This is a genomic window from Aerococcaceae bacterium zg-252, from assembly GCA_016237705.1.
GTDB classification, from domain to species: domain Bacteria; phylum Bacillota; class Bacilli; order Lactobacillales; family Aerococcaceae; genus Globicatella; species Globicatella yangjingiae.
The window spans coordinates 479,891-502,234 of the sequence record CP066204.1 but is presented as its reverse complement, the minus strand read 5'-3'; the positions used below and the strand labels follow the sequence as shown (position 1 = coordinate 502,234).

Here is a 22,344-nt window from a genome sequence, read left to right as displayed (position 1 = left end):
TCACACTCTTTTCAACGCTTCATTTCATGTTCGAGTAACCACTGTTTCTTCTCAAGACCACCTGCATAGCCGGTAATCGCTCCTTTGCTGCCAATCACTCGATGACAAGGTATGCAAATCGCAATCGGATTTTTCCCAACAGCTCCACCGACTGCACGTGGTGAACCTTTCGCTGAATCTGTCCAAATCTGTGCAGCAATCTCAGCATAACTCATTGTTTCACCATAAGGAATTGTCATTAATATTTGCCAGACTTGCTGCTGAAATACTGTTCCAACTGGTGCAAGGGATAAAGCACTCACATCGCAACGTTCACCATTAAAATACGCTTTTAACCACTTTTTTAGCGCTAAAATACTGTCCGTTTCTGCTTGTTGTATCGCTGCTAACGAATAACCGGCAGCAAAATGTCGCTGATTATCAAACCAAATTCCTTTAATCGCCATTTCATCGCTGACTATCCATAATTTTCCAATAGGCGAATCGTAATGACTTTTATATAACACATTCATCACTTCCTATTACTTGAAGTAGACAACGGTTGAGCCGTCACCACCTGCATTCGGTGCAGAATATTCAAAACGGTCGACTTGTGCATGTTGTGATAACACTTTTTTTACTCCCTCACGCAAAGCCCCTGTACCCTTACCATGAATAATTGTTACCATAGGGTGATTCGATAATAAAGCAGCGTCCAAATACTGACGCAAGCGATGCAGTGCTTGTTCATAGCGTTCACCACGCAAATCTAAAGTCGTCTGTACCTTGCTACCGGCTTGACGTTGAACGTTCACTTTTGTTTTCGGTTCGATTTTCTCAAGTGGCGACAGTTCTTCCGATACGAGTTTCATCTTCAAAATACCCATTTGTACAATGTAACTTTCTGCACTGACTTGCTCGACAATCGTACCACGCTGTCCATACGTTAACACTTCAACATCATCGCCTACTTTATAACGACGTTTCTCACGCGCACGTTTTAATATTTTATTTTTCTTCAAATTCTCTGGTTGCTTCAATTGTTCAAAAGCATTCCGTTTATCAATCAACACATGCTCTTTAATCGTTCCACGTGTCCCTTGTTCTAACTGTAAATCTCGGATTTCTTGTAAAATTTTCTCGGCTTGCCCTTTCGCTTCTTCCACTTGCTCATTAGCTTGACGTTTTGCTTTCTCAACTAAATCATTTTTCTGCTCTAACCAGCGATTATACTCAGTTCGTAAATCTTGGTGCAATTGTTCTGCCAGTGCTAATTGCTCCAATGCTTCTTCATGTGCTAACTCAGCTTCTCGGCGTTCTCGCTCAAGATTGGCGACCATTTCATTGACTGATTGCGTGTCCGTATCAATACCACTACGTGCCTCTGCTAAAATATCAGCACGCAATCCTAAACGTTGCGAAATGTCAAAGGCATTACTGCGTCCCGGTACACCAATTAATAAACGATACGTTGGCGATAATGTGGAACTATCAAATTCCATACTCGCATTAATCGTCTTTGGTGTGTCATGTGCATATAATTTTAATTCTGGATAATGAGTTGTTGCCATTACTGTTGCATCTAATTTATGTAAATAATTTAAAATCGCCATTGCTAGTGCAGCACCCTCTTGTGGGTCTGTACCAGAACCTAACTCATCAAATAATAGCAGCGATTGATGTGTCGCTTGATCTAAAATCCGAATCGTATTCGTCATATGACTTGAGAATGTCGATAAACTTTGCTCGATTGATTGTTCATCACCAATATCAGCAAAAATATCATCAAAAATCCCAACTTGACTGCCTTTATCGGCTGGAATATGCAATCCTGTTTGTGCCATCATCTGCAACAAACCTAGTGTTTTAAGCAAAATTGTTTTACCACCAGTGTTCGGCCCTGTAATAATTAAGGCACGATATTCTTCACCGATAATCAAATCATTCGCCACAATTTGTTTCGCATCAATCAAAGGGTGTCTAGCTTGCCACAAAGCCACATGATTATCATCTGAAAATTTCGGACGCACAGCTTGATAAGCTCGTGCGTGTTCACCACGTGCCTGAATGAAATCTAATTCGGCAACCATTTCTTGATTATGCATCAATTCAGCATAATGCGGCATTAAAGCAACCGATATTTCAGCCAAAATTCGTTCGATTTCCTTACGCTCAGCGACAATCAGTTCAGCTCGTTTTTGATTCAATGCCGTCACAACTTGTGGCTCAATATACAATGTTTGTCCTGTACTACTTTGGTCATGGACACGACCGCCAAATTGGTGACGATATTCAGCTTTTACTGGCAACACATAGACATCATTACGCATCGTAATCAGCGTATCCGATAATTGACTTGCCTTTGATTTAACTAATTGATTTAACTGATTGCGAATTTGTGCATCAGTCTGTGTTTGTTGACGGCGAATAGACGCTAATTGAGTTGATGCCGTTGACAACACACTGCCGTCATCAGCAAGCGATTGAATAATCATCTGTTCAACTTGTGGTAAATGCACACATTGGTACACCCAATGCGTTAAAGCTGGAAAATGCTTATCTTCTTTCTCCAACTGGTCAAAAAATTGAATCAACTGCTTTGTCGTCACCAACAAACGTCCAATTTGTGCAATTTCCATGCCATTGAGAGTCGCTTCTAGTTTTAAGCGTTGTAAGGCTTGTCTTAAATTTGCCAAGCGTGGAATAGGCATATGCTTTTGTTGCATTAAAATCGCTAAACTCTGTTCTGTTTCTGACTGCAATTGCTGCAACTGCTCACGATTATTTAAAATACGCATTGCTGCTATTTTTTCTTTCCCTAAATCAGTTTGGATAAAATGTTGCACTTGTTGTTGGACTTTACCAAATTCAAGTGTTTCATAAATTTTTTGATTTTTCGACATAATGACTCCTTTCATTATTCATACACTCAAAAGATAAGGCATAAAGTTCCAATTCATTGAGTACCAATCAACTCAATCAGAACCTTATGCCCGTTCACTTATTAACGAAGTAATTACCCTTAATTAAATGGATTCACCTTTAACCAAGCATCTGCAGTCCAATCCGAAATAATTGGTGTATCAGCGACAATCCGATAAGCCAGTGGATTATCGACAAATTGTTGTTGAATCATTTCAACTGGAATTAAGGATAGGATAAATAAGAAAACATAGATTACCATATACGTTATCACCAAATTCACCACACCACCACCGATATGATTCAAGTGACGCAACATATCATAGTAAGTAATGCGAGTGAAAAAGATTGCTAAAAATTTTGTTACTAACCAACCAATCAACCAAATGATTACAAAGGTAATCGCACGATAAAACGCTTGGTCGACTAAAAAACTTTGAGTTTCATTATAAAACACTAATTTGGTCGTCTGCTGTATTGACGGAAAAGGAATCAGCATTTCAACGTATTTGGATAAAGGTTCATAAAATTTTGTCGCTAATAAAAAGGTAATCAAGTAACCAATTAATTGCACTAGCTGCATAATTAATCCACGACGAAATCCGGTGTAAAAACTATATGCTAAAACAATTAGTATAATAATGGATAACATGTTGTTCGCTCCTTTGGCATCATTTCCGCTTACGATATGGGATATCAACAGGTTTAGCTGCTGCTATTTGTTGCTTTAGTGCTTCAATTTCTGCTTCTAATGCCATTATCTTTTCTTCTTTAATCAACTGATCCGACAGTGCATTGACTGCCATTAAAATACTACGGTCTGCCACCGACAAATCCGGTGCTAACTCAGCTAACTGATTTAATTGTGTATTGATTAATTCAACCACTGCTGCCATATGTTGGTCTGAACGCTCGCCTACGATTGTATAGGGTCTCCCAGCAATCGTCACTTTAAAACGACGCTTTTCTTCCATATAAATAACCTCCATTTCAACAAGAGCTATGTGTAGTCAGATATTAATGTCTAGCTCTTCTACTTTGAGTTCATTCTATATTTTATCAGAAAATGCTTTCTGTTGCATCTTTCAATCATTAATTTTAACAGTTTGTAACGATTTATTAAAAACACATACTCCCCACCATTATGGTATACTATTAAATAGTTCTATTCTGTATACTTTGAAAGGAAAATCTATGTCTCATCAAACACTGTTATTATCTAATGAAATCATTCAACAAATGCAACACTATTATGAAACCTATATGCTATCTGCTGTTCCACATAGTATATTTCGTGCTAAGAAAAATGGCGTAACCGTCACAGCCTATAAAAGTGGTAAAGTTCTTTTCCAAGGAGAACGTGCCGAACAAGAAGCAGAAAAATGGCGTGATAATACCCAAAATACGCCAACAGCTAGACAAAAGAAAAATAATTCAACTCTATCTACATTGCCCACCAATTTCAGCCAATGGACAATCATCGGCAGCGATGAAGTCGGCAATGGCAGTTATTTCGGTGCACTAACTGTTTGTGCAGTGTACTTACCACAAGACAAACAAGCTTTAATGACTGAGCTAGGAGTAAAAGATTCTAAACAATTATCAGATAAACAAATTCTTGACTTAGCATGGCAAATTAAAGCCAGTGTGCCTTATCATTTAACCGTTTGTTCACCTGCTAAATATAATGAAGCGAATCAAACACGTAATGCAAATGGCATTAAAGTGGCACTCCACAATTTTACGCTGCAAAAATTACTCGCCAAATTATCCTTAGACGAAAAGGAAAAACTACAAGGAGTTTTAATTGATCAATTTGTTGCTGAAAAAAAATATTTAGATTATTTGAAAAAAGAACAAAATCCATATACAACTGACCTATATTTTGTGCAAAAAGGCGAAAGTCATCATTTAGCTGTGGCTTGTGCATCCATTATTGCTCGTGCAGCCTTTTTAGAATCCTTAGAAACACTTGGCAAACAATATAACTTAACATTACCTTCTGGAGCTGGTGCCAATGTTGATAAGATAGGTCTGCAACTCGTTCAAAAATACGGTCAACAAATTTTACCAACGATTGCTAAAATGCATTTTGCTAATACAGAGAAAATTTTGAAGAAACAATAAAATAAGGGACTGGCAGAAAATACATAAATTTTAACAAATGAAATTAAAGATACTGATTTAACAACAATCTTATCATTCGATTTGTTAGAACTTCTGACTTTTTGCCCAGTCCCATTGTTTTAGCAACTCACTTCTGTTCATCTGTTAGCACCGACACAACCACACCATTTCTAATGACAACTTTAAATTCACCTTCATTTACCGCATATTGACCATTACCGAGTTCCATTGCCAATTGTTTGGTTCTCTCAGGTAAAATCTTTTCGACAATCTCTTCACTATTAATCCCTAATACACGTTCCAAATATCGAATAATCGCATGCTCGGATACGGTAATACCTTTGCTTTCTTTCGTTAACTTCTCTATTTGTTGGTTCAAACTGCGTATATTTGTCTCTTTCAACTCTATTTCTTTTTTCATTGCATTAGCTTCAAATCGCAAGGAAGTTAATTCTGCTTCTGCATTTGCCTTCAATGTCTGCAATCGTTTCAATTCTTCACGCTTTTTATTACTCATAAAATTGTATTCTCCTTTCATTTTTATGTCCATGTAACTCTTATAAACATAATGTTTTTTTGGAAACCTACTTATTATAATATGAAACCCCCTATATAAATGTCAAACGCTTTCAGTAAAAATATTAATAGATTTGTAAAATTGGTGAGCGTTTCACGCAAAAAAAGCAACGAACAAGTCGTTCGTTGTCTTTACTAAATTACTATTCTTTACGTTTACGAATCATATCAAATCGCTCAACTGGTTGCTCCACTTTAATTTTACAAATCATCATCGCATGTGGGGCAACTTCTATTTCTTCATCTTTTTCGTCCCATAACGCTGTCAACTCTTGCTCAAAATGACGCATACCTGGACCATAAAACTCAATCGTATCACCCACTTTAAAATTATTACGTTGCTGAATCGTTGCAATTTGCGTTTCAGGATTATAATCCAATACTTGCCCAACAAACGCATACTGTGGTATTTTGCGACGTGTACCAAATAATTGCTCATTTTCACTTGGCGTTGAATAGTAAAATCCTGTCGCTAATTCACGTTGCGCTGCTTTCCATAATTCATCGACCCATTCTTGCTTCAACTCATAATTATCTGGGTCAGCACAATAAGCATCAACGGCAGCACGATAGACATTTGATACGGTTGATACATAATGAATCGACTTCATTCGTCCTTCAATTTTTAAACTATCGACACCTGCTTCTACTAAGTCTGGAATATGGTGAATCATCGCCAAATCAACAGCACTCATTGAGAATTTTTCTTCAATACCCTCTTCACCAGCACCGACCATATTGCGTTCGCCACCTAGAGCAATATCGAATAAACCATATTTCCAACGACACGACTGACAGCAACCACCACGGTTTGCATCACGATTTTCCATGTGATTAGATAAGACGCAACGTCCAGAATATGAAATGCACATTGCACCATGAATAAAGGCTTCAATTTCTACATCAACATGTTCTTGCATATCATAAATTTCTTGCATCGACACTTCACGTGCCAATACTACACGCTCTAAGCCCTCATCTTTCCAAAACTTTAAGTTTTCATAATTCGCTGCTGATGCTTGCGTCGATAAATGAATCGGTAAACCTGGTGCTTCTTCTGCACAAATTTCAATCAAAGCGACATCAGATACGATAACAGCATCAATGCCAATATCACGCAAAGTACGGAAAAATTCTCCTGCCCCTTTTTCATCGCCCTCATGCGTCACCATATTCGCTGCAACATATACTTTCGCATTGCGTTTATGTGCAAAACGAACGGCTTCAATCATTTCTTCTAATTCAAAGTTTCCTGCTCGGCTACGCAATCCATAGGCTTGTCCTCCAATAAAAACGGCATCTGCACCGTAATGAATCGCTGTTTTTAATTTTTCTAATGTTCCACCCGGAGCTAATACTTCCGGTTTTTTTGTAATTGTTCTCATGTTCTACTCCTTGGTTTGTTCACTCTATGTTTTATTCTGGTTCGCTCGTGTTGGCTTGACGTCCACTTCACAAAACACCCTCGCTCACACTATGTTTTACTTAACAAAATTAGGTTCATACAAGAAGAACCCTGTATCGACACCACGATTAGCTGGATGCAATTGACGAATTTGCACTTCTAACGCATCACCGTGTTCTTCTGACCAATTACCTGTTTCAATTAAGTCACGTGCTTGTGCAAATAAGCGTGCAATTTCAACAAAGTTTTCACCTGGTGAAAAAATCCCCTCTAATTTCCACTGGGCAACACCCATATCCGTTAAATCTTGTAAATGTTGTGCCAATAAAACATCATTATTCGCAAAAATATGTGTTCCATTCACATCTTGATAAATAGAATAGTGGCTTTCCGGTTTCCGTGGCTCTGATAAAAATAAGCCTCGGTCACGAGTTACTCCCTCTTGTTTTTCAATGAAATTATAATAATTTTGTAGTAAAGGACGTTTTGATTGATGAATACAAGTTGCACCATACACTAAAAACTCTACTGGAATCATCGAATCTTTTGCTAAAATTTTCAATTCATCACGTGGCACTTCACGTGCTACCACTGCACCGATAGCTCCACGTTTTGCCCAAAAATTAATCGAACGACTACTTGTCACCAACACTTGTGCATCATATCGATATGGGATTGATAATGCCGAATTTTTCATCAAATTTACTACACCAGGGTCACCTAATGTAATGGAATCTACACCTATTGATTTTAAAAATGTTAAATATTCAGGAACTGCTTGAATACCCTCATTATGAAAAATCGCATTTACAGCAATACTCACTTTTTTACCGTATTGATGTGCTAACTCTGTTAATTTTTGCTGTTCGTCTCGTGTAAACGAATGAGGTAATCTCAAGCCAAATTTATCTTCACCAAAATATAAAATATCGACACCTACTTCTAAAAGTGCCTCTGCTTGCGAAATGGATTCTACTGTTGCAATCAGCTCTACCATTTTCGTCGCCTCCTTTATATAAATTTATCTTATATATTATCATATTTCGATTCAATTATAAATATTTTTTATTACTCCATTATTCGCATGCAAAAAAACATTTAGAAATATCGACATACCTAAAGTACTGCCTATTTCTAAATGTTTTGACTATATCAGACTTCTATTTAACACTCGCTGCTATTTCTTCCACTTGAAGACGGAATGATTCTAATCCCCCACCTGATAAATACCATAAATCACTTGTTAATGGCGTAATCGCCTCATTTTTACCAGCTGTTGTTTGTAATAATAATTCATTTTTCTCAAAATCTTCACTAGTAGATGAATCACCACCAATGGCAGCTGTACGATTTAAGTAGAAAATACGGTCTGGATTTAAACTTAAAATACCCTCGTAACTCATCTCTTGCCCATGACGTGAATCTTCGATTTCTGCATCTACCGGTTTAAAACCTAAAATTTGATACACCAATGCAAAACGAGAATTAGCAGAAAATGCTGAAATATTCCCTTCATTTAACATTAACATTAATGTTTTTTCATCCGTCGCATCATTTTTTTCTTTTACTGATTCAATAGTAGCAGATAATTCTTCAATATACGCATTCGCTTCTTTTTCTTTGCCAAATAATGTCGCAATTGCGATATTTTGAGAAGTAAATGAATCCCAATAATGCTTTGTATCAAGCGATAATACAAAGACAGGGGCTATTTTTTCTAATTCTGACGCTAATTCGGCTGTACGTCCGTTCGCAATAATCAAATCAGGTGCTAATGCCGCAATCGTTTCTAAATTTGGTTCTTTTAACGACCCAATATCCGTGATACCAGCTGGCATTTCACCAATATATTGAGGAACTCGCTTCATCGGTGCCCCCACAACAAGTGATTCTAATCCCAATGCACGCAATGTATCATATTCAGCATAACCTAACACAACTACTTTTTTCGGTGTTGATTCAACAGTCACATCACCACGACTATCTTGAACTGTTACAGACTGTGCTGATACTGATGTATACCCACTCATTAAACTTGCAACTAACATTAATAATACTACAACTAATTTTTTCATTTTCTATTTACTCCTTTACTTTTTCTAGTTATTCTTCATAAAAATTAATAATTGGAAATCCATTGTGTTCGATGCGTTCTACCTTAATATTATACAGTGGCTCTAATATTTCCGGCGTCATCATCTGACTAACACCCCCTTGTGCACAAATTTTGCCCTCTTTCATCGCAACAACATAATCCGCAAATTGAGCTGCAATATTAATATCATGCACAATCATAACAATACGTTTATCATATTGGGCAACTAATTTTTTCAATAAATTCATCAAATGAATCGTCTGACTAATATCCAAATTATTCAACGGCTCATCTAATAATATAAATTCCGTATCTTGTGCCATAATCATTGCCAGTAATACTCGCTGTCTTTGTCCACCTGACAATTCATCAATAAAACGGTGACTCATTTGTTCCAAATTCAAATACGCTAAGCATTCTGCTACTTTTTGATGATCTTGCTCAGTTAATCGTCCTTTTGAGTAGGGATACCTACCAAATTCCACAAATTCACGTACCGTCAATTTCACATCAAAATGTTGTGATTGTCTTAAAATCGTTACTCGTTTTGCAAAAGAATCACGTGTCCAATCGGTTAAAGCTCGTTGGTCTAAAGTAATCGTTCCTGCATCTGCTGACTCTAATCGGCTCATAATATTTAATAAGGTCGATTTACCAGCTCCATTAGGTCCAATGATAGCAGTTAACTGCCCTTTAGGAATTTCCAACTCAATATCATCTAACACTGTCTGTGTCTTTTTCCCATGGAAAAATTTCTTTGAAAGATTAGTGATTAGCAAATGTTTCACCCGCTTTACGCCATAATAAAATAAAGAACAATATTCCTCCGACTCCTTCAACTATAAGGTTTAATGTATATTGATTATTAAACACTCGTTCAACCAAACACTGACCACCGACAATAAAAAGACTTCCCAATAAAATACCTGTCAATATTCGTTGTGTATGATGATGACTATCAGCAAGCATATACGCAATATTCGCAATCATAAACCCTAAAAATAATAGTGGCCCTACTAATGCAGTAGCTGTTCCTATCATTAAAACGACCATACTTAACAAACGTGGTGTTTTACGACTAATATCTACACCTAATGATAATGCTGTTTCACGCCCCAAATGATAGACATCTAATACAAAACGCTGATGATAAAAATACCAAAGCCCTATCACTGCCACAACAGTTGCTACCCATAGTAGCGATTGAGATAAGCCTTGAAAGGTGGGAAACAAATGTCGCTGCAACTTTAAATATTCATTAGGATCCATTAATATTTGAAAAAAAGTACTCAACTGCCGTAAAACCGAACTCAAAATCATACCTGTCATCAGCCATAATATTTCTTGTTGTTGTACACGCCAATCAATTTTCGTCATTTTGAGCGTCAACACAAAAAAGTACATTAGACAACTGATTTGAAAAAAGTATCCTGTTATTGAATTTGGTGTTAGCTCGCCAAACAATCGCTTACCGATAAAATAATAAATCGATTGAATCAAAACATATACGGCATCAATTCCTAATATTCCAGGCGATAAGTATCGACTTTGAATAACCGTTTGAAACACAATCGTACTCGGTATCACCAGTGCCGCCACTAATAAATAGCCCCACAATTTCGTCAATCGTGAAACTTGAATATAAGGCGATAACATAAAAATATCCCAGCCAAGATAGGTCATCATCACGACTACCAACAAAAGTACTAACAACCATAAATATTTATGTTTCATGCACTCGTCGCCCCTCTCCTTGAAAACAACATACTTAAAAAGAAGATGCCACCAATAAAGGTAATGAGCAGACTTACTGGCAATTCATAAGGTGCAATCAATGTGCGGGCTAAAATATCACAGATAAGTACAAATAAACTCCCTGACAACATCACTATCGGTAACGATTGTTGCATCGAATCAGAAAAAGTCATGCGAACTAGATTTGGAATAATGACACCGATAAAAGGTAAAGTCCCGACAATCATTACATTCACTGCACAAATCAAGCAGACGCCTGCAATGACAAGCCATTTCATTCGCTGATACGCAATACCTAGATTAAGGCTCGCTACTTCCCCTAATTGCATAATCGTCAATGGACGTCTTAACACCCAAATAAGCGATAATAAAATTAATGTCAGCCATAACCATTCATACGACCCTACTTGAATTAGTGAAAAATTTCCTTGCTGCCATGAACTCATGCTTTGGACTAAATCAAACCGATACGCAATAGCAGATGCAATTGAGCCGATGATTTGTCCGTAAATCATACCAAATAATGGAATCGTCCAAACTTGTTTTACTTTAATTTTTACTAAAACGAAAAAGAATAATCCTGTCAGCAATACTGCAAAAATAAACGAACTCATTAATTTTTGTTGCAGAGTCACTTGTGGAAATATCCATAAACTCATCAATAGCCCAAATTTTGCTGATTCAATGGTCCCCACCGTCGAGGGGGCAGCAAAACGATTTTGCGAGATAGCTTGCATTAACATACCAGCGACACTCATACTACTTCCCGCTAACACAATGCTAATGGTACGTGGAATACGTGAATACCATAACACTTTCCACGATAGCTCTGTTAATTGCCCATTCGTATTCCATTCAAGCGGTTGGGCCCCTGTCAATATTGAGGTGACAATCATTATAAGTAAGCATAACCATAAATAAATGGGTTTCATTTTTCAACCTCTTATCAATTTTTGATTCAACGCACATTAGGATTACATTGTTACTATTCCTTGCTTACAATGCATCCTATTCATTCAGAAAATACACGATAATCATAACACATCTTTTCACAATTTTCTGTATTTTAAAAAACATAAGAACCATTACAAAATAGCGTTTTCAGTTCTTTAAAACGATTCTATTATGCCTATATAGGGAGTTTTTTCGCAAAGTGTAATATTGTTCTATTGCTAAAATGCACAAAAATACCGATAAAACTAATATAACTAGCTTTTTATCGGTATTTATTTTCTGCCTCATTAATAATAGCGACTAACCCATTCACCGTCCGCATCATCATAATAATGCTCCGACCACTCATTCCCTTCAAAAATAGCGAGCATCTCTTTGAAATTTTCAGCCGTTACATAATTATCAATCGTATCTCGTTCAATCCAAAATACATCACCCTCTGCTGATGATTTTAACTCACCCTCAAATTGATTTGTCTTATATAACAGAACCACATTGCGAATATTCTTTGCAGTATCATACCACTGCTTCACACCACATAATTCTAAATTCCAAATTGTCAGTCCTGTTTCTTCCTTTATTTCTCGTATAGTAGAACGTACAAAAGATTCTCTCGGCTCTACCTTACCACCTGGAAAGACAATACCTGACCACGATGATTTTTTTCGGTCTTGTACTAAAATGCGACTATCATCGCACACCATGCACATATTATATAATTTTACTGTTTCATTCATGTTTTATCCTCTATTTCTATTTGAAAAAAGGAGGACATTGACGCCCCCCTTAATCACTCACATGCTATGTTAAGCTAATTTTGCCAATTGTACCATACGTTCACGGACAGCTACTAACTGTTGCTCGTATTCTGCTTGTTTTGCACGTTCTTGAGCTACAACTGCTTCTGGTGCTTTCGCTACGAATTTTTCATTGCTCAATTTATTCACAACACGACTCACTTCGTTTTCTAATTTTTCAACTTGAGCTTCCAAACGTTTAATTTCATCTTCTACTTTAATCAAACCAGCCAGTGGCATTAAAATTTGTGCAAAGGCAACTGTTTGAGAAACAACTTCCTCTGGTGCTGACGGATTCGTTGCGATTTCTAATTGTGCTGGATTACAGAAACGTTCAATATAATGACGATTTTTCACTAATAATTCAACCGTTGCTTCATCATTTGCTTTAACAAATAAATCAACTGCTTTTGATAATGGAGTATTCATTTCATTACGAATCATACGCACTACACGAATTACTTCCATTACTTGTTCCATTTCTTGTTCTGAAATAGCATCAATATACGCATCATTCACCACTGGATAATCAGCAACCACAATTGACGCATTTTCAGGAGCAATTTGTTGCCAAATTTCTTCTGTCACAAATGGCATAATTGGATGTAATAGACGTAAAAATTGATCTAATACATGTACCAATACTGATTTCGTTGTCGTATTATCTGCCGTCTTATCTTGTAATTGTTCTTTCGTCATTTCGATATACCAATCACAGAAATCATCCCAAATAAAGTGGTACAAAGTACGACCCGCTTCACCAAACTCGAATTTATCAAACAGACGTGTCACATCTGCAATCGTTTCTTGTAAACGAGCTAAAATCCAACGGTCAGCTAAAGTTAAATCTTCACCGATATGAATATCTTCAATCGTCATATCACCAACATTCATTAAGGCAAAACGACTTGCATTCCAAATTTTATTAATAAAGTTCCAAGCTGCACTTAATTTTTCTTCGCTATAACGTACATCTTGTCCTGGAGCAGAACCATTTGCTAAGAACCAACGTAAAGCATCTACACCAAATTCGTCGATAACATCCATAGGGTCAATCCCATTACCTAGTGATTTCGACATTTTACGTCCTTGAGCATCACGAATTAAACCATGTATCAATACATTTTGGAATGGACGACGTTCAGTAAATTCTAAACTTTGGAAAATCATACGACTTACCCAGAAGAAGATAATGTCATATCCAGTTACCAATGTAGAAGTTGGGAAGTAACGCTCAAAATCTTTTGTATCTTCTGGCCAACCCATTGTTGAAAATGGCCATAATGCACTTGAGAACCATGTATCGAGTACATCTTTATCACGTGTCCAATTTTCTTCATCTGCTGGTGCTACTTCGCCGACATAAATTTCACCTGTTTGATTATGATACCAAGCCGGAATTTGATGACCCCACCATAATTGACGTGAAATAACCCAATCATGAACATTTTCCATCCAACCCATAAAGGTTTGGTTAAAGCGTGGTGGGAAAAATTCTACTGCATCATCACTTGATTGATTGTCAATAGCACGTTGTGCTAATGGTGCCATTTTAACAAACCATTGAGTTGATAATAATGGTTCCACTACGGCTCCACTACGTTCAGAATGCCCCACACTATGTGCATGCGATTCAATTTTCACCAATAAGCCTAATGTCTCTAAATCTTTAATAATTTGTTTACGTGCAACAAATCTGTCCAAGCCCTCGTATTTACCAGCTAAGTGATTCATCGAACCGTCTAAATTCATGACATTAATTCGTAGCAAGTCGTGGCGATTTCCTAACTCAAAGTCATTCGGGTCGTGAGCCGGTGTCACTTTCATCGCACCTGTACCAAATTCAATATCAACATATTCATCAGCGATAATTGGAATTTCACGATTCATTAATGGTAACATTACCGTTTTACCGATTAAATGGCTGTAACGTTCATCATTAGGGTTCACCACTACTGCCGTATCACCTAACATTGTTTCCGGACGTGTTGTCGCAATTTCTAATTTTTCATCACTTCCCACAATCGGATAATGAATATGATAAAATGCCCCCTCAATTTCTTTGTGGATAACTTCAATATCCGATAAAGCTGTTTGTGCTTTTGGATCCCAATTGATAATATATTCACCACGATAAATTAAGCCTTTTTCATATAATTGAACAAATACTTTATTAACTGCTTTATTCAGACCCTCATCTAGTGTAAAACGTTCACGAGAATAATCGACAGATACCCCCATTTTACCCCATTGTTCACGAATCGTAGCAGCATACTCTTCTTTCCATGCCCATACTTGTTCTACAAATTTTTCACGACCTAAATCATGACGTGAAATGCCTTCTTTGGCTAATTTTTCTTCAACTTTTGCTTGTGTCGCAATACCGGCATGATCCATACCTGGCAACCATAAAGTATCAAATCCTTGCATACGTTTTTGACGGATAATCATATCTTGTAAAGTAACATCCCAAGCATGTCCTAGATGCAATTTACCAGTAACATTTGGTGGTGGGATAACAATTGAATATGGCTCTGCATTTGGGTCTTCACTCGGTTTGAAAACGCCTGAGTCTACCCATTGTTGATATTTCCCTGCCTCAACCTCTTGTGGTTGATATTTAGTTGACATTTCTTTTTTCATTTTTCTACCTCCATTTTTGGCTCGCTCGCACTATACTTTTTCTAACAAAATAAAACGCCCCATGTATGTTACTACATAGGACGTCAATTAACGTGGTACCACCTAAATTTTGAAGTGTTTAAACACTTCACTCATTGCCTTGTTATCGAAGTGGATCTCCGTGTCGCACTACTAAGTTAAATAACCGTTGGCACGCCAAACTCCAAGCTACCTTCATTTGCTTTGAAAACTTTCACCAACTGTTTTCTCTCTGACAAATTCGCAAATTACTCTTCTCTTCATCGTCATCAATATTCTGGTTCCAACTCGTTGAAATATCTCCACTTCAAAAGCCGCCTATGTGCGTTTCTCCAGTGGTTCATTTCAGAACACTCATTGTCACACTCTATTTTATTAAAAATAAGATTTTCCTTAGTTTAACAGAAAATAATATACGTTGCAATCACATTTATAAATGAATTGAGCTAAACAACACTCCAATATCCTCTAACTCATTCAGGGGGTTCAGCATTATAATACCATATTTCAATCAAAATTCCGAATCTTTTTTCCTTTCGCAAAAACTTTATCAAAAGTCCTTTTTTCCTAGAATATTTTTGATACAATAGCATGTATTGAAAAACGAAGTTGAAAGGTGGATTTTAATGCAAATTGGATTTGATAGTGAAAAATACCTCGATGAACAGAGCCAATATATAAAAGAACGAGTGGCACAATATGACAAACTGTACCTAGAGTTTGGTGGTAAATTAATGGGTGACTTCCATGCAATGCGTGTCTTACCTGGTTTTGACCCTGACGGAAAAATCAAATTATTAGCACGCTTAAAAGACCAAGCCGAAATTATTATTTGTATTTATGCTGGTGATGTCGAAAACAAAAAAGTTCGTAGTGATTTAGGTATTACTTACGACCAAGATGTTTTGCGAATGATTGATGATTTACGTCATTGGGATTTGACAGTTAATAGTGTGGTCATTACACGTTACAATGGACAATCTGCAGCACAACAATTAAAAACAACATTAGAACGCAGAGGGTTAAAAGTCTTTACGCATGGGAATACACAAGGTTATCCAATGGACGTTGATACCATTGTGAGTGAAGAGGGATATGGTAAAAATACATACATCCCAACAACAAAACCATTAGTTGTCGTGACAGCCCCTGGCCCAAATAGTGGTAAACTCGGTACTTGCTTGAGTCAGCTTTATCATGAAGTTCAACAAGGACGCACAGCTGGTTATGCAAAATTCGAGACTTTCCCAGTATGGAACTTACCACTAAAACATCCTGTTAACATCGCATACGAGGCTGCAACAGCCGATTTAGAAGATGTTAATATGATTGATACTTTCCATTTGGAAAAATATGGAGTTACAACGGTTAACTATAACCGAGATATTGAAGCATTTCCACTCTTACGTCGTATCTTAACCAAGATTAGTCAAACCGATGTCCCTTATTTTTCACCGACAGATATGGGGGTCAATCGTGTTGGATTTGCGATTACTGATGATAATATCGTACAAGAAGCTGCAAAACAAGAAATTATTCGTCGCTACCTAACATCTCAAACTGAATATAAAAAAGGACTTGTCACCGTTGAAACAGCTCAACGCAGTAAATTAATTATGGATGAAATGGGACTTTCAACTAATGACCGTCCAGTCGTACAAGCTGCTCGTGAAAAATCCTTAAAAGATAGTGTTCCAGTTGTCGCCTTAGCACTACCTGACGGTACGATTGTAACAGGTAAACATAGTGACATTATGAGTGCCTCAGCTGCTTGTGTATTAAATAGTATTAAACGTTTAGCACATATTAGCGATGATTTACATCTGTTAGCACCTATGATTTTAGAAGCAATCGACCAACTAAATACTGGGGTATTACAGCGTAGACATCATGTATTAAACACGACTGAAGTATTAATTGCTTTAAGTATGTCTGCCGTAACCAATCCGTCTGCATCAGCAGCACTGAAACAGTTGCCAATGCTACGTCACCTACAAGCTCATAGCACTGTCATTGCTACTAAAGCAGATGACGAAGCATATCGTAATTTAGGTATCATGATTACCAGCGACCCAGAGTTTGCGAATGACCAATTGTATTATGGTGGGTAATATATTTTATTAATAATACATACAGTGCACAAAACTTAATCGTCACACTACAAAAAAACAGAGCCACATCGACTGATGACGCTCTGTTTTATTTTTAATCCAATTTTTGTACATCAAATTTCTGCTTATACTCTCTAAAAGTATAATAAATCGAAGTAATAATTCCAACCAATGAATACATGAATAATTTTGCTAATTCAGTAGCATAGAATGTTGCATCAATATATTCATTGTCTAGCAAAACCGGAATATTTTGATAGACATCAAAGAAATTTGCCTCCACTTGACGTGCAATTGATATTGCCCAATCAATTTTATAAGCAATATATACCATGATAAGTGCCATTAAAAAACTCACAAAAACTCCGAACCATGAGAAACGTTTTGCTAACAATTCATAACCTTTCACCGTTGCAAAACCGATAACTAGCCCACCAATGACTGAAACATATCCCAACTGTCCAATAATGATAATCACTGCCGCACCAATTAAAGAGCCTAAAAATGCTCCAATAATACCTAATAAACGACTCTCTTTTTTACTTTCACGCTCTTGTTTTTGACGGTCAATATCCGAGTAAATTTGATTAAACTCTTCTTGATTCAATAACTGAATAACATTTTGAACGATATAAACAGAAGTTTCTGTTTGATTTACATCTATTTCAGAACAGTTTACAAATTGATGCTTTTGTAAAAATTGCATCACTAAAGGAAATACAATTAAAACATTTTCTTTTGTTTTATTTTTTGTCATTCCTTGTTTGATTGTAATGTTCGTTTTATATGTATCACAAGTTACAGCAGAAATTTCTTTAGTTAAATTCTTTAATTCTTCACTTAACGCTTTAGTTATCGGTTGCCCATCTTTTTGAATGGACACAATTAAAGTAGACAGACCATTTTTCTTGCCCTCTCCCATTTTTAACGCAACCGTAAAACCATTTTGCTGACCATAGATAATTGTCGATTCTTGATTATATTTCAACCCTAATGTATTAGCCACTTCTGTGCGAATATTTTTCAAAAAAGTCACTCTCCTAATTAATGCATATTGATAGTCATCTATTCAAAGCAGACAAAACTTATTGCTTACGCTATTAATTTCTTATCCTATCAATAAAATTGATTTTACCCTATTTGTTCAGACAATACAATTTTTTATTATCGCCCACACTTTTATACTTTTTCAATCCCATAAAACAGCAAAACACCGAAACTTCCGTTTGAAAAACGAAAATTTCGGTGCCTTATTTTATTCATGCTCGCTCAGACTACTTCACCTTAGCTCACACCAATTATTTTAAGACAATTTTACCAATAACTTGACCTTTTGTTACAGTACCTGATGCTGTTAATTCAAATGAATCAATAACATCAATACCATTTGTAAAGATAACAATCATTGCATTGTCCTTACCTTCAGCTTCTAAAGCTGCTAAATCAACATTAGAAACTGTTGTTGTTTCAGTTACTGTTTGATTTTCAGATACAACTGTATCAAATGGCCCACCATTTAACGCAACAGTATCAATTCCCATATGTAATAATACTTCTAATGCTCCAGCTTTGAAACCAATCGCATGTTGTGTTGGAAATACATTGACAATAGTACCTGCAACTGGTGATGTAATCGTACCATTTGCTGGCACAACAGCAAAACCGTCACCCATCATTTTTTGTGCGAACACAACATCATTTACATTTTCAATATTAATTAATTCACCGTCAGCTGGTGCGTATAATACAACTTCTTTTACTTCTGGTTGTGCTTCTTCTTTTTTCTTTTTAAAAAATCCAAACATATTTTTTTACCCCTTTATTCATTCGTTCTCACAAACTTCATTGAGTGCATAAATTCAATCACACTCTGTTGTCTGTTCATATTTCAATAGTCGTATTATACCACAACCTTGTCGCATAAGTAAAAAAATATCGCTAAATCAATTTGAAAAGTGTATAATGGAAACCAAATGGAGACTTAGCAACACAAACCGCTTGATAAAAGTTAGAATTAACAGTAGTTAACTATCGCTACTGTATCACTCCATATTAAAAGAAAGAGAGGTCTATCTATTCATGCTTGAATCGATTGATTTATTAGAACTTATTCGTATTCTTATCTTAAGTATCGTACAAGGAATTACCGAATGGCTACCCATTAGTAGTACCGGACACATGATTTTAGTGGAAGAATTTTTCCCACTAACTTCTAGCCCTGCCTTTAAAGAATTATTTATGGTGTTGGTACAACTCGGTTCTATCTTTGCCGTAGTTGTCCTTTACTTTAACAAATTAAATCCACTATCTCTAAGAAAATCACCACAAGAACGTACGGACACTTGGATTATCTGGTTTAAAGTGGTAGTCGCAAGTATTCCTGCCGTATTATTTGGTTTCATCTTAGATGACTATATGGATAAATACTTGAACACCCCACTCGTAGTAGCAGCAATGTTAATCTTATATGGTTTTGCTTTTTTATGGGTCGAATCACGTCAACCATCTAAACATGCACACGAAATCAACTCATTTCATAAATTAACATTCCGAGATGCCTTTATGATTGGTTGTTTTCAAGCATTAGCCATTATTCCCGGAACATCTCGTTCAGGTGCTACGATTATCGGTGCTTTATTACTTGGCTCTTCTCGTTTTATCGCAACTGAATTTTCATTTTATATGAGTATTCCGATTATGTTCGGTGCGAGCTTGAAAAAACTCATCAAATTCGGTCTTGTCTTTTCTCAATCAGAATTGATTTATTTAGGAATCGGTATGTTAGTTGCCTTTATTGTGTCATTAATCGCCATTAAATTCTTATTGAATTACATTAAACGTCATGACTTTAAAGTATTTGGTTACTATCGTATTATTCTCGGTTCTATTATTATATTGTATTTCTTATTTACAGGATTACATTAATTTTTCTATTCAGAGTGTTTCACGAATCAGCGTGAGGCACTCTTTTATTTATAATCTTTATAATTATTGATTTTTTATTTATAATTGTTATAATTAATAAAGAGAGGTGATATGACAATGAAAACATGGATAAAACAAAATATTCAATTACTCTGTACACTTTTTTGTGCAATATTTATTGGTATTGGATTGATATTTCAGCAAAGCAACACTCAACTTGCTGCTATCTGTTTTATCATCGGATTTATAATCGGTGGCTGGCAAGCAGCTTATGACGGAATTTACGAACTATTAGTAGAACGTCATCTATCAGTAGATATTTTAATGATTCTCGCTGCTATTGGAGCCGGATTGATTGGATACTGGTTAGAGGGAGCACTATTAATTTTTATCTTCTCGCTATCTGGCACGCTCGAACATTTAACCATGCGAAAAAGCCGTCAAACGATTGAGGCACTGTTATCATTAGCACCACAAGTTGTACGAGTAGACAAAAATGGTAAAATAATCGAAACTCCGATTGAAAACGTAGCAGTTGGTAGCCGTATCCATGTACGAAAAGGCGATATTATCCCACTCGACGGTATCTTACTGTCTGAGCAAGCATTCATTAATGAGGCATCAATTACTGGTGAATCATTCCCTATCAACAAGATGATGAATGATAAATTGATAAGTGGAACACTTAATAGTGGTGAACCTTTTTATATGGAAAGCCAAGCAACTTATACAGATTCCTATTTTAATCGAATAGTCGAAATGGTTAAAACGGCACAAGACACACAATCAGCTACAGATAAGTCCGTTAACTACATCGAAAATACTTATGTAAAAGTTGTCCTAATCATCGTACCACTTTTCATTCTCATCACTGCTACACTGCTCAATTGGGGCTGGATGCATGCATTTTATCGCGGTATGGTATTATTAACCGTTGCATCTCCCTGTGCACTCGTAGCCAGTGCCAGTCCTGCCAATTTATCTGCATTAAGTCGAGCAGCTAAAAACGGTATTTTGATGAAAGGGAGCGATACCTTTGATGTTCTGAAACAAGTTGATTGCATTTGTTTTGATAAAACTGGAACATTAACTATGGGTCAGCCAAGCGTAGTGTCATCTCATATTGAACCATGGGTTAATGCTGAACAATTTGCTCAAATTGTTGTCAGTGCAGAGCAACACTCAACCCACCCTATTGCTTTAGCCTTATTCAAACATTTACATACACACGCTCTTGACGATGTCCTTGTCGAAGATATTACTGGAAAAGGACTGCAAGTGACGCAGCAACAGAATATTTGGAAAATTGGAAAATACGATTTTGTAATGTCGCATTCATCTATAAATGAGACAATTCAACAAAAGGTTACCGACTTACAAGCAAAAGGACATACACTCATCTTTGTTTCGTGCAATCAACAATTTGCTGGATACTTTGCATTAAGTGATGTCATTAAACCACAAGCACGTGAAATGATTGCTGAATTGAAACAATTAGGTATCACAGCCATTATGTTAACTGGCGACCAAGAAAAGACAGCTCGCTATGTGGCAGAACAAGTGGGAATTGAAACAATCAAAGCTAACTGTTTGCCAGCAGATAAACTGAATTATTTAAAAAGTTTGCAAGAACAAGGTAAAACTAGTGCAATGGTAGGAGACGGAATCAATGACGCCCCTGCATTAGCTTTAGCCAATATCGGTATCGCTATGGGTAGTGGTACAGATGTGGCGATTGAAACGGCTGATATTATTTTGATAAAAGATAATTTAGATACCTTACCTTTTTTATTCACCTTAACTCAAAAAATGCACCGTATCGTCAATATCAACTTAATCTTTTCATTGTCGGTTATCGTCTTATTAATTTTAGCTAATGTTTTACAAATGATTAATTTACCACTTGGTGTTGTCGGTCATGAGGGCAGTACCATATTAGTCATTTTAAATGGTTTGCGACTACTTAATTTTAAGTCCAATAAATTATAAACTTACATCAAAACAAGGAGAGCAAGATTCAACCCACTCTCCTTGTTT

19 protein-coding genes and 1 other annotated feature are annotated in these 22,344 nt (G+C 36.4%); of the genes, 4 read left to right on the top strand and 15 right to left on the bottom strand.

Annotation, left to right across the window (positions count from 1 at the left end):
• Positions 1 to 11 precede the first annotated feature (11 nt).
• The 4 genes from JDW14_02395 to zapA all read right to left on the bottom strand — a co-directional run bounded on the left by JDW14_02395 (position 12) and on the right by zapA (position 3,875).
• Positions 12 to 512 (bottom strand): methylated-DNA--[protein]-cysteine S-methyltransferase, encoded by a 501-nt coding sequence (locus JDW14_02395; protein QQD65992.1) that lies wholly within the window; start codon positions 510 to 512, stop codon positions 12 to 14.
• A gap of 9 nt (positions 513 to 521) precedes the next feature.
• Positions 522 to 2,882 (bottom strand): endonuclease MutS2, encoded by a 2,361-nt coding sequence (locus tag JDW14_02390; GenBank protein ID QQD65991.1) that lies wholly within the window; start codon positions 2,880 to 2,882, stop codon positions 522 to 524.
• A gap of 119 nt (positions 2,883 to 3,001) precedes the next feature.
• Entirely contained in the window at positions 3,002 to 3,553 is a 552-nt protein-coding gene (locus JDW14_02385) for a CvpA family protein (GenBank protein ID QQD65990.1), read from the bottom strand.
• Positions 3,554 to 3,572: 19 nt separating this feature from the next.
• The gene (gene zapA / locus JDW14_02380; GenBank protein ID QQD65989.1) at positions 3,573 to 3,875 is read right to left on the bottom strand and encodes a cell division protein ZapA; all 303 of its coding nucleotides are present in this window, start codon (positions 3,873 to 3,875) and stop codon (positions 3,573 to 3,575) included.
• Between the two features lie 220 nt (positions 3,876 to 4,095).
• Between zapA and JDW14_02375 the strand changes: the two genes are divergently transcribed.
• Positions 4,096 to 5,028, top strand: coding sequence for a ribonuclease HIII (locus tag JDW14_02375; GenBank protein QQD65988.1), 933 nt, complete (start codon positions 4,096 to 4,098; stop codon positions 5,026 to 5,028).
• Between the two features lie 127 nt (positions 5,029 to 5,155).
• On the opposite strand, the gene JDW14_02370 is transcribed toward JDW14_02375, so the two are convergent.
• The 9 genes from JDW14_02370 to JDW14_02330 all read right to left on the bottom strand — a co-directional run bounded on the left by JDW14_02370 (position 5,156) and on the right by JDW14_02330 (position 15,253).
• Positions 5,156 to 5,545 carry a hypothetical protein gene (locus tag JDW14_02370; protein QQD65987.1) on the bottom strand — a complete coding sequence of 130 codons (390 nt, stop codon included), beginning with the start codon at positions 5,543 to 5,545 and terminating at the stop codon, positions 5,156 to 5,158.
• 202 nt (positions 5,546 to 5,747) lie between these two features.
• Positions 5,748 to 6,989 (bottom strand): U32 family peptidase, encoded by a 1,242-nt coding sequence (locus JDW14_02365; GenBank protein ID QQD65986.1) that lies wholly within the window; start codon positions 6,987 to 6,989, stop codon positions 5,748 to 5,750.
• 96 nt (positions 6,990 to 7,085) lie between these two features.
• Positions 7,086 to 8,006 (bottom strand): U32 family peptidase, encoded by a 921-nt coding sequence (locus tag JDW14_02360; GenBank protein QQD65985.1) that lies wholly within the window; start codon positions 8,004 to 8,006, stop codon positions 7,086 to 7,088.
• Positions 8,007 to 8,169: 163 nt separating this feature from the next.
• Complete coding sequence (locus JDW14_02355; protein QQD65984.1) at positions 8,170 to 9,084, bottom strand: ABC transporter substrate-binding protein; 915 nt, start codon at positions 9,082 to 9,084, stop codon at positions 8,170 to 8,172.
• A gap of 28 nt (positions 9,085 to 9,112) precedes the next feature.
• The gene (locus JDW14_02350; protein QQD66478.1) at positions 9,113 to 9,877 is read right to left on the bottom strand and encodes an ATP-binding cassette domain-containing protein; all 765 of its coding nucleotides are present in this window, start codon (positions 9,875 to 9,877) and stop codon (positions 9,113 to 9,115) included.
• Positions 9,870 to 10,838: an iron chelate uptake ABC transporter family permease subunit gene (locus JDW14_02345; protein ID QQD65983.1), complete on the bottom strand. Its 969-nt coding sequence runs from the start codon at positions 10,836 to 10,838 to the stop codon at positions 9,870 to 9,872. Before JDW14_02345 ends, JDW14_02350 begins: the two co-directional genes overlap by 8 nt.
• On the bottom strand, positions 10,835 to 11,791 hold the full coding sequence (locus JDW14_02340; protein ID QQD65982.1) for an iron chelate uptake ABC transporter family permease subunit: 957 nt from the start codon (positions 11,789 to 11,791) through the stop codon (positions 10,835 to 10,837). Before JDW14_02340 ends, JDW14_02345 begins: the two co-directional genes overlap by 4 nt.
• Positions 11,792 to 12,100: 309 nt before the next feature.
• Positions 12,101 to 12,550 carry an 8-oxo-dGTP diphosphatase gene (locus JDW14_02335; protein ID QQD65981.1) on the bottom strand — a complete coding sequence of 150 codons (450 nt, stop codon included), beginning with the start codon at positions 12,548 to 12,550 and terminating at the stop codon, positions 12,101 to 12,103.
• A 69-nt stretch (positions 12,551 to 12,619) separates the two neighbouring features.
• Complete coding sequence (locus JDW14_02330) at positions 12,620 to 15,253, bottom strand: valine--tRNA ligase (GenBank protein QQD65980.1); 2,634 nt, start codon at positions 15,251 to 15,253, stop codon at positions 12,620 to 12,622.
• A 73-nt stretch (positions 15,254 to 15,326) separates the two neighbouring features.
• Positions 15,327 to 15,544, bottom strand: a binding site (T-box leader).
• A gap of 353 nt (positions 15,545 to 15,897) precedes the next feature.
• On the opposite strand from JDW14_02330, the gene JDW14_02325 reads away from it, so the two are divergent.
• Complete coding sequence (locus JDW14_02325; GenBank protein QQD65979.1) at positions 15,898 to 17,382, top strand: DUF1846 domain-containing protein; 1,485 nt, start codon at positions 15,898 to 15,900, stop codon at positions 17,380 to 17,382.
• A gap of 94 nt (positions 17,383 to 17,476) precedes the next feature.
• On the opposite strand, the gene JDW14_02320 is transcribed toward JDW14_02325, so the two are convergent.
• Both JDW14_02320 and JDW14_02315 read right to left on the bottom strand, forming a co-directional pair.
• Positions 17,477 to 18,409, bottom strand: a complete 933-nt coding sequence (locus tag JDW14_02320) for a hypothetical protein (GenBank protein ID QQD65978.1) — start codon at positions 18,407 to 18,409, stop codon at positions 17,477 to 17,479.
• A 271-nt stretch (positions 18,410 to 18,680) separates the two neighbouring features.
• Positions 18,681 to 19,187 (bottom strand): PTS glucose transporter subunit IIA, encoded by a 507-nt coding sequence (locus JDW14_02315; protein QQD65977.1) that lies wholly within the window; start codon positions 19,185 to 19,187, stop codon positions 18,681 to 18,683.
• 274 nt (positions 19,188 to 19,461) lie between these two features.
• Here JDW14_02315 and JDW14_02310 point away from each other — a divergent pair, with 274 nt between their 5' ends.
• Together JDW14_02310 and JDW14_02305 are read left to right on the top strand one after the other, a co-directional pair.
• Positions 19,462 to 20,307: an undecaprenyl-diphosphate phosphatase gene (locus JDW14_02310; GenBank protein ID QQD65976.1), complete on the top strand. Its 846-nt coding sequence runs from the start codon at positions 19,462 to 19,464 to the stop codon at positions 20,305 to 20,307.
• Positions 20,308 to 20,418: 111 nt separating this feature from the next.
• A complete protein-coding gene (locus tag JDW14_02305; protein QQD65975.1) occupies positions 20,419 to 22,296 on the top strand; it encodes a heavy metal translocating P-type ATPase in 1,878 nt (625 codons plus the stop codon).
• The last annotated feature ends 48 nt before the right edge of the window (positions 22,297 to 22,344 follow it).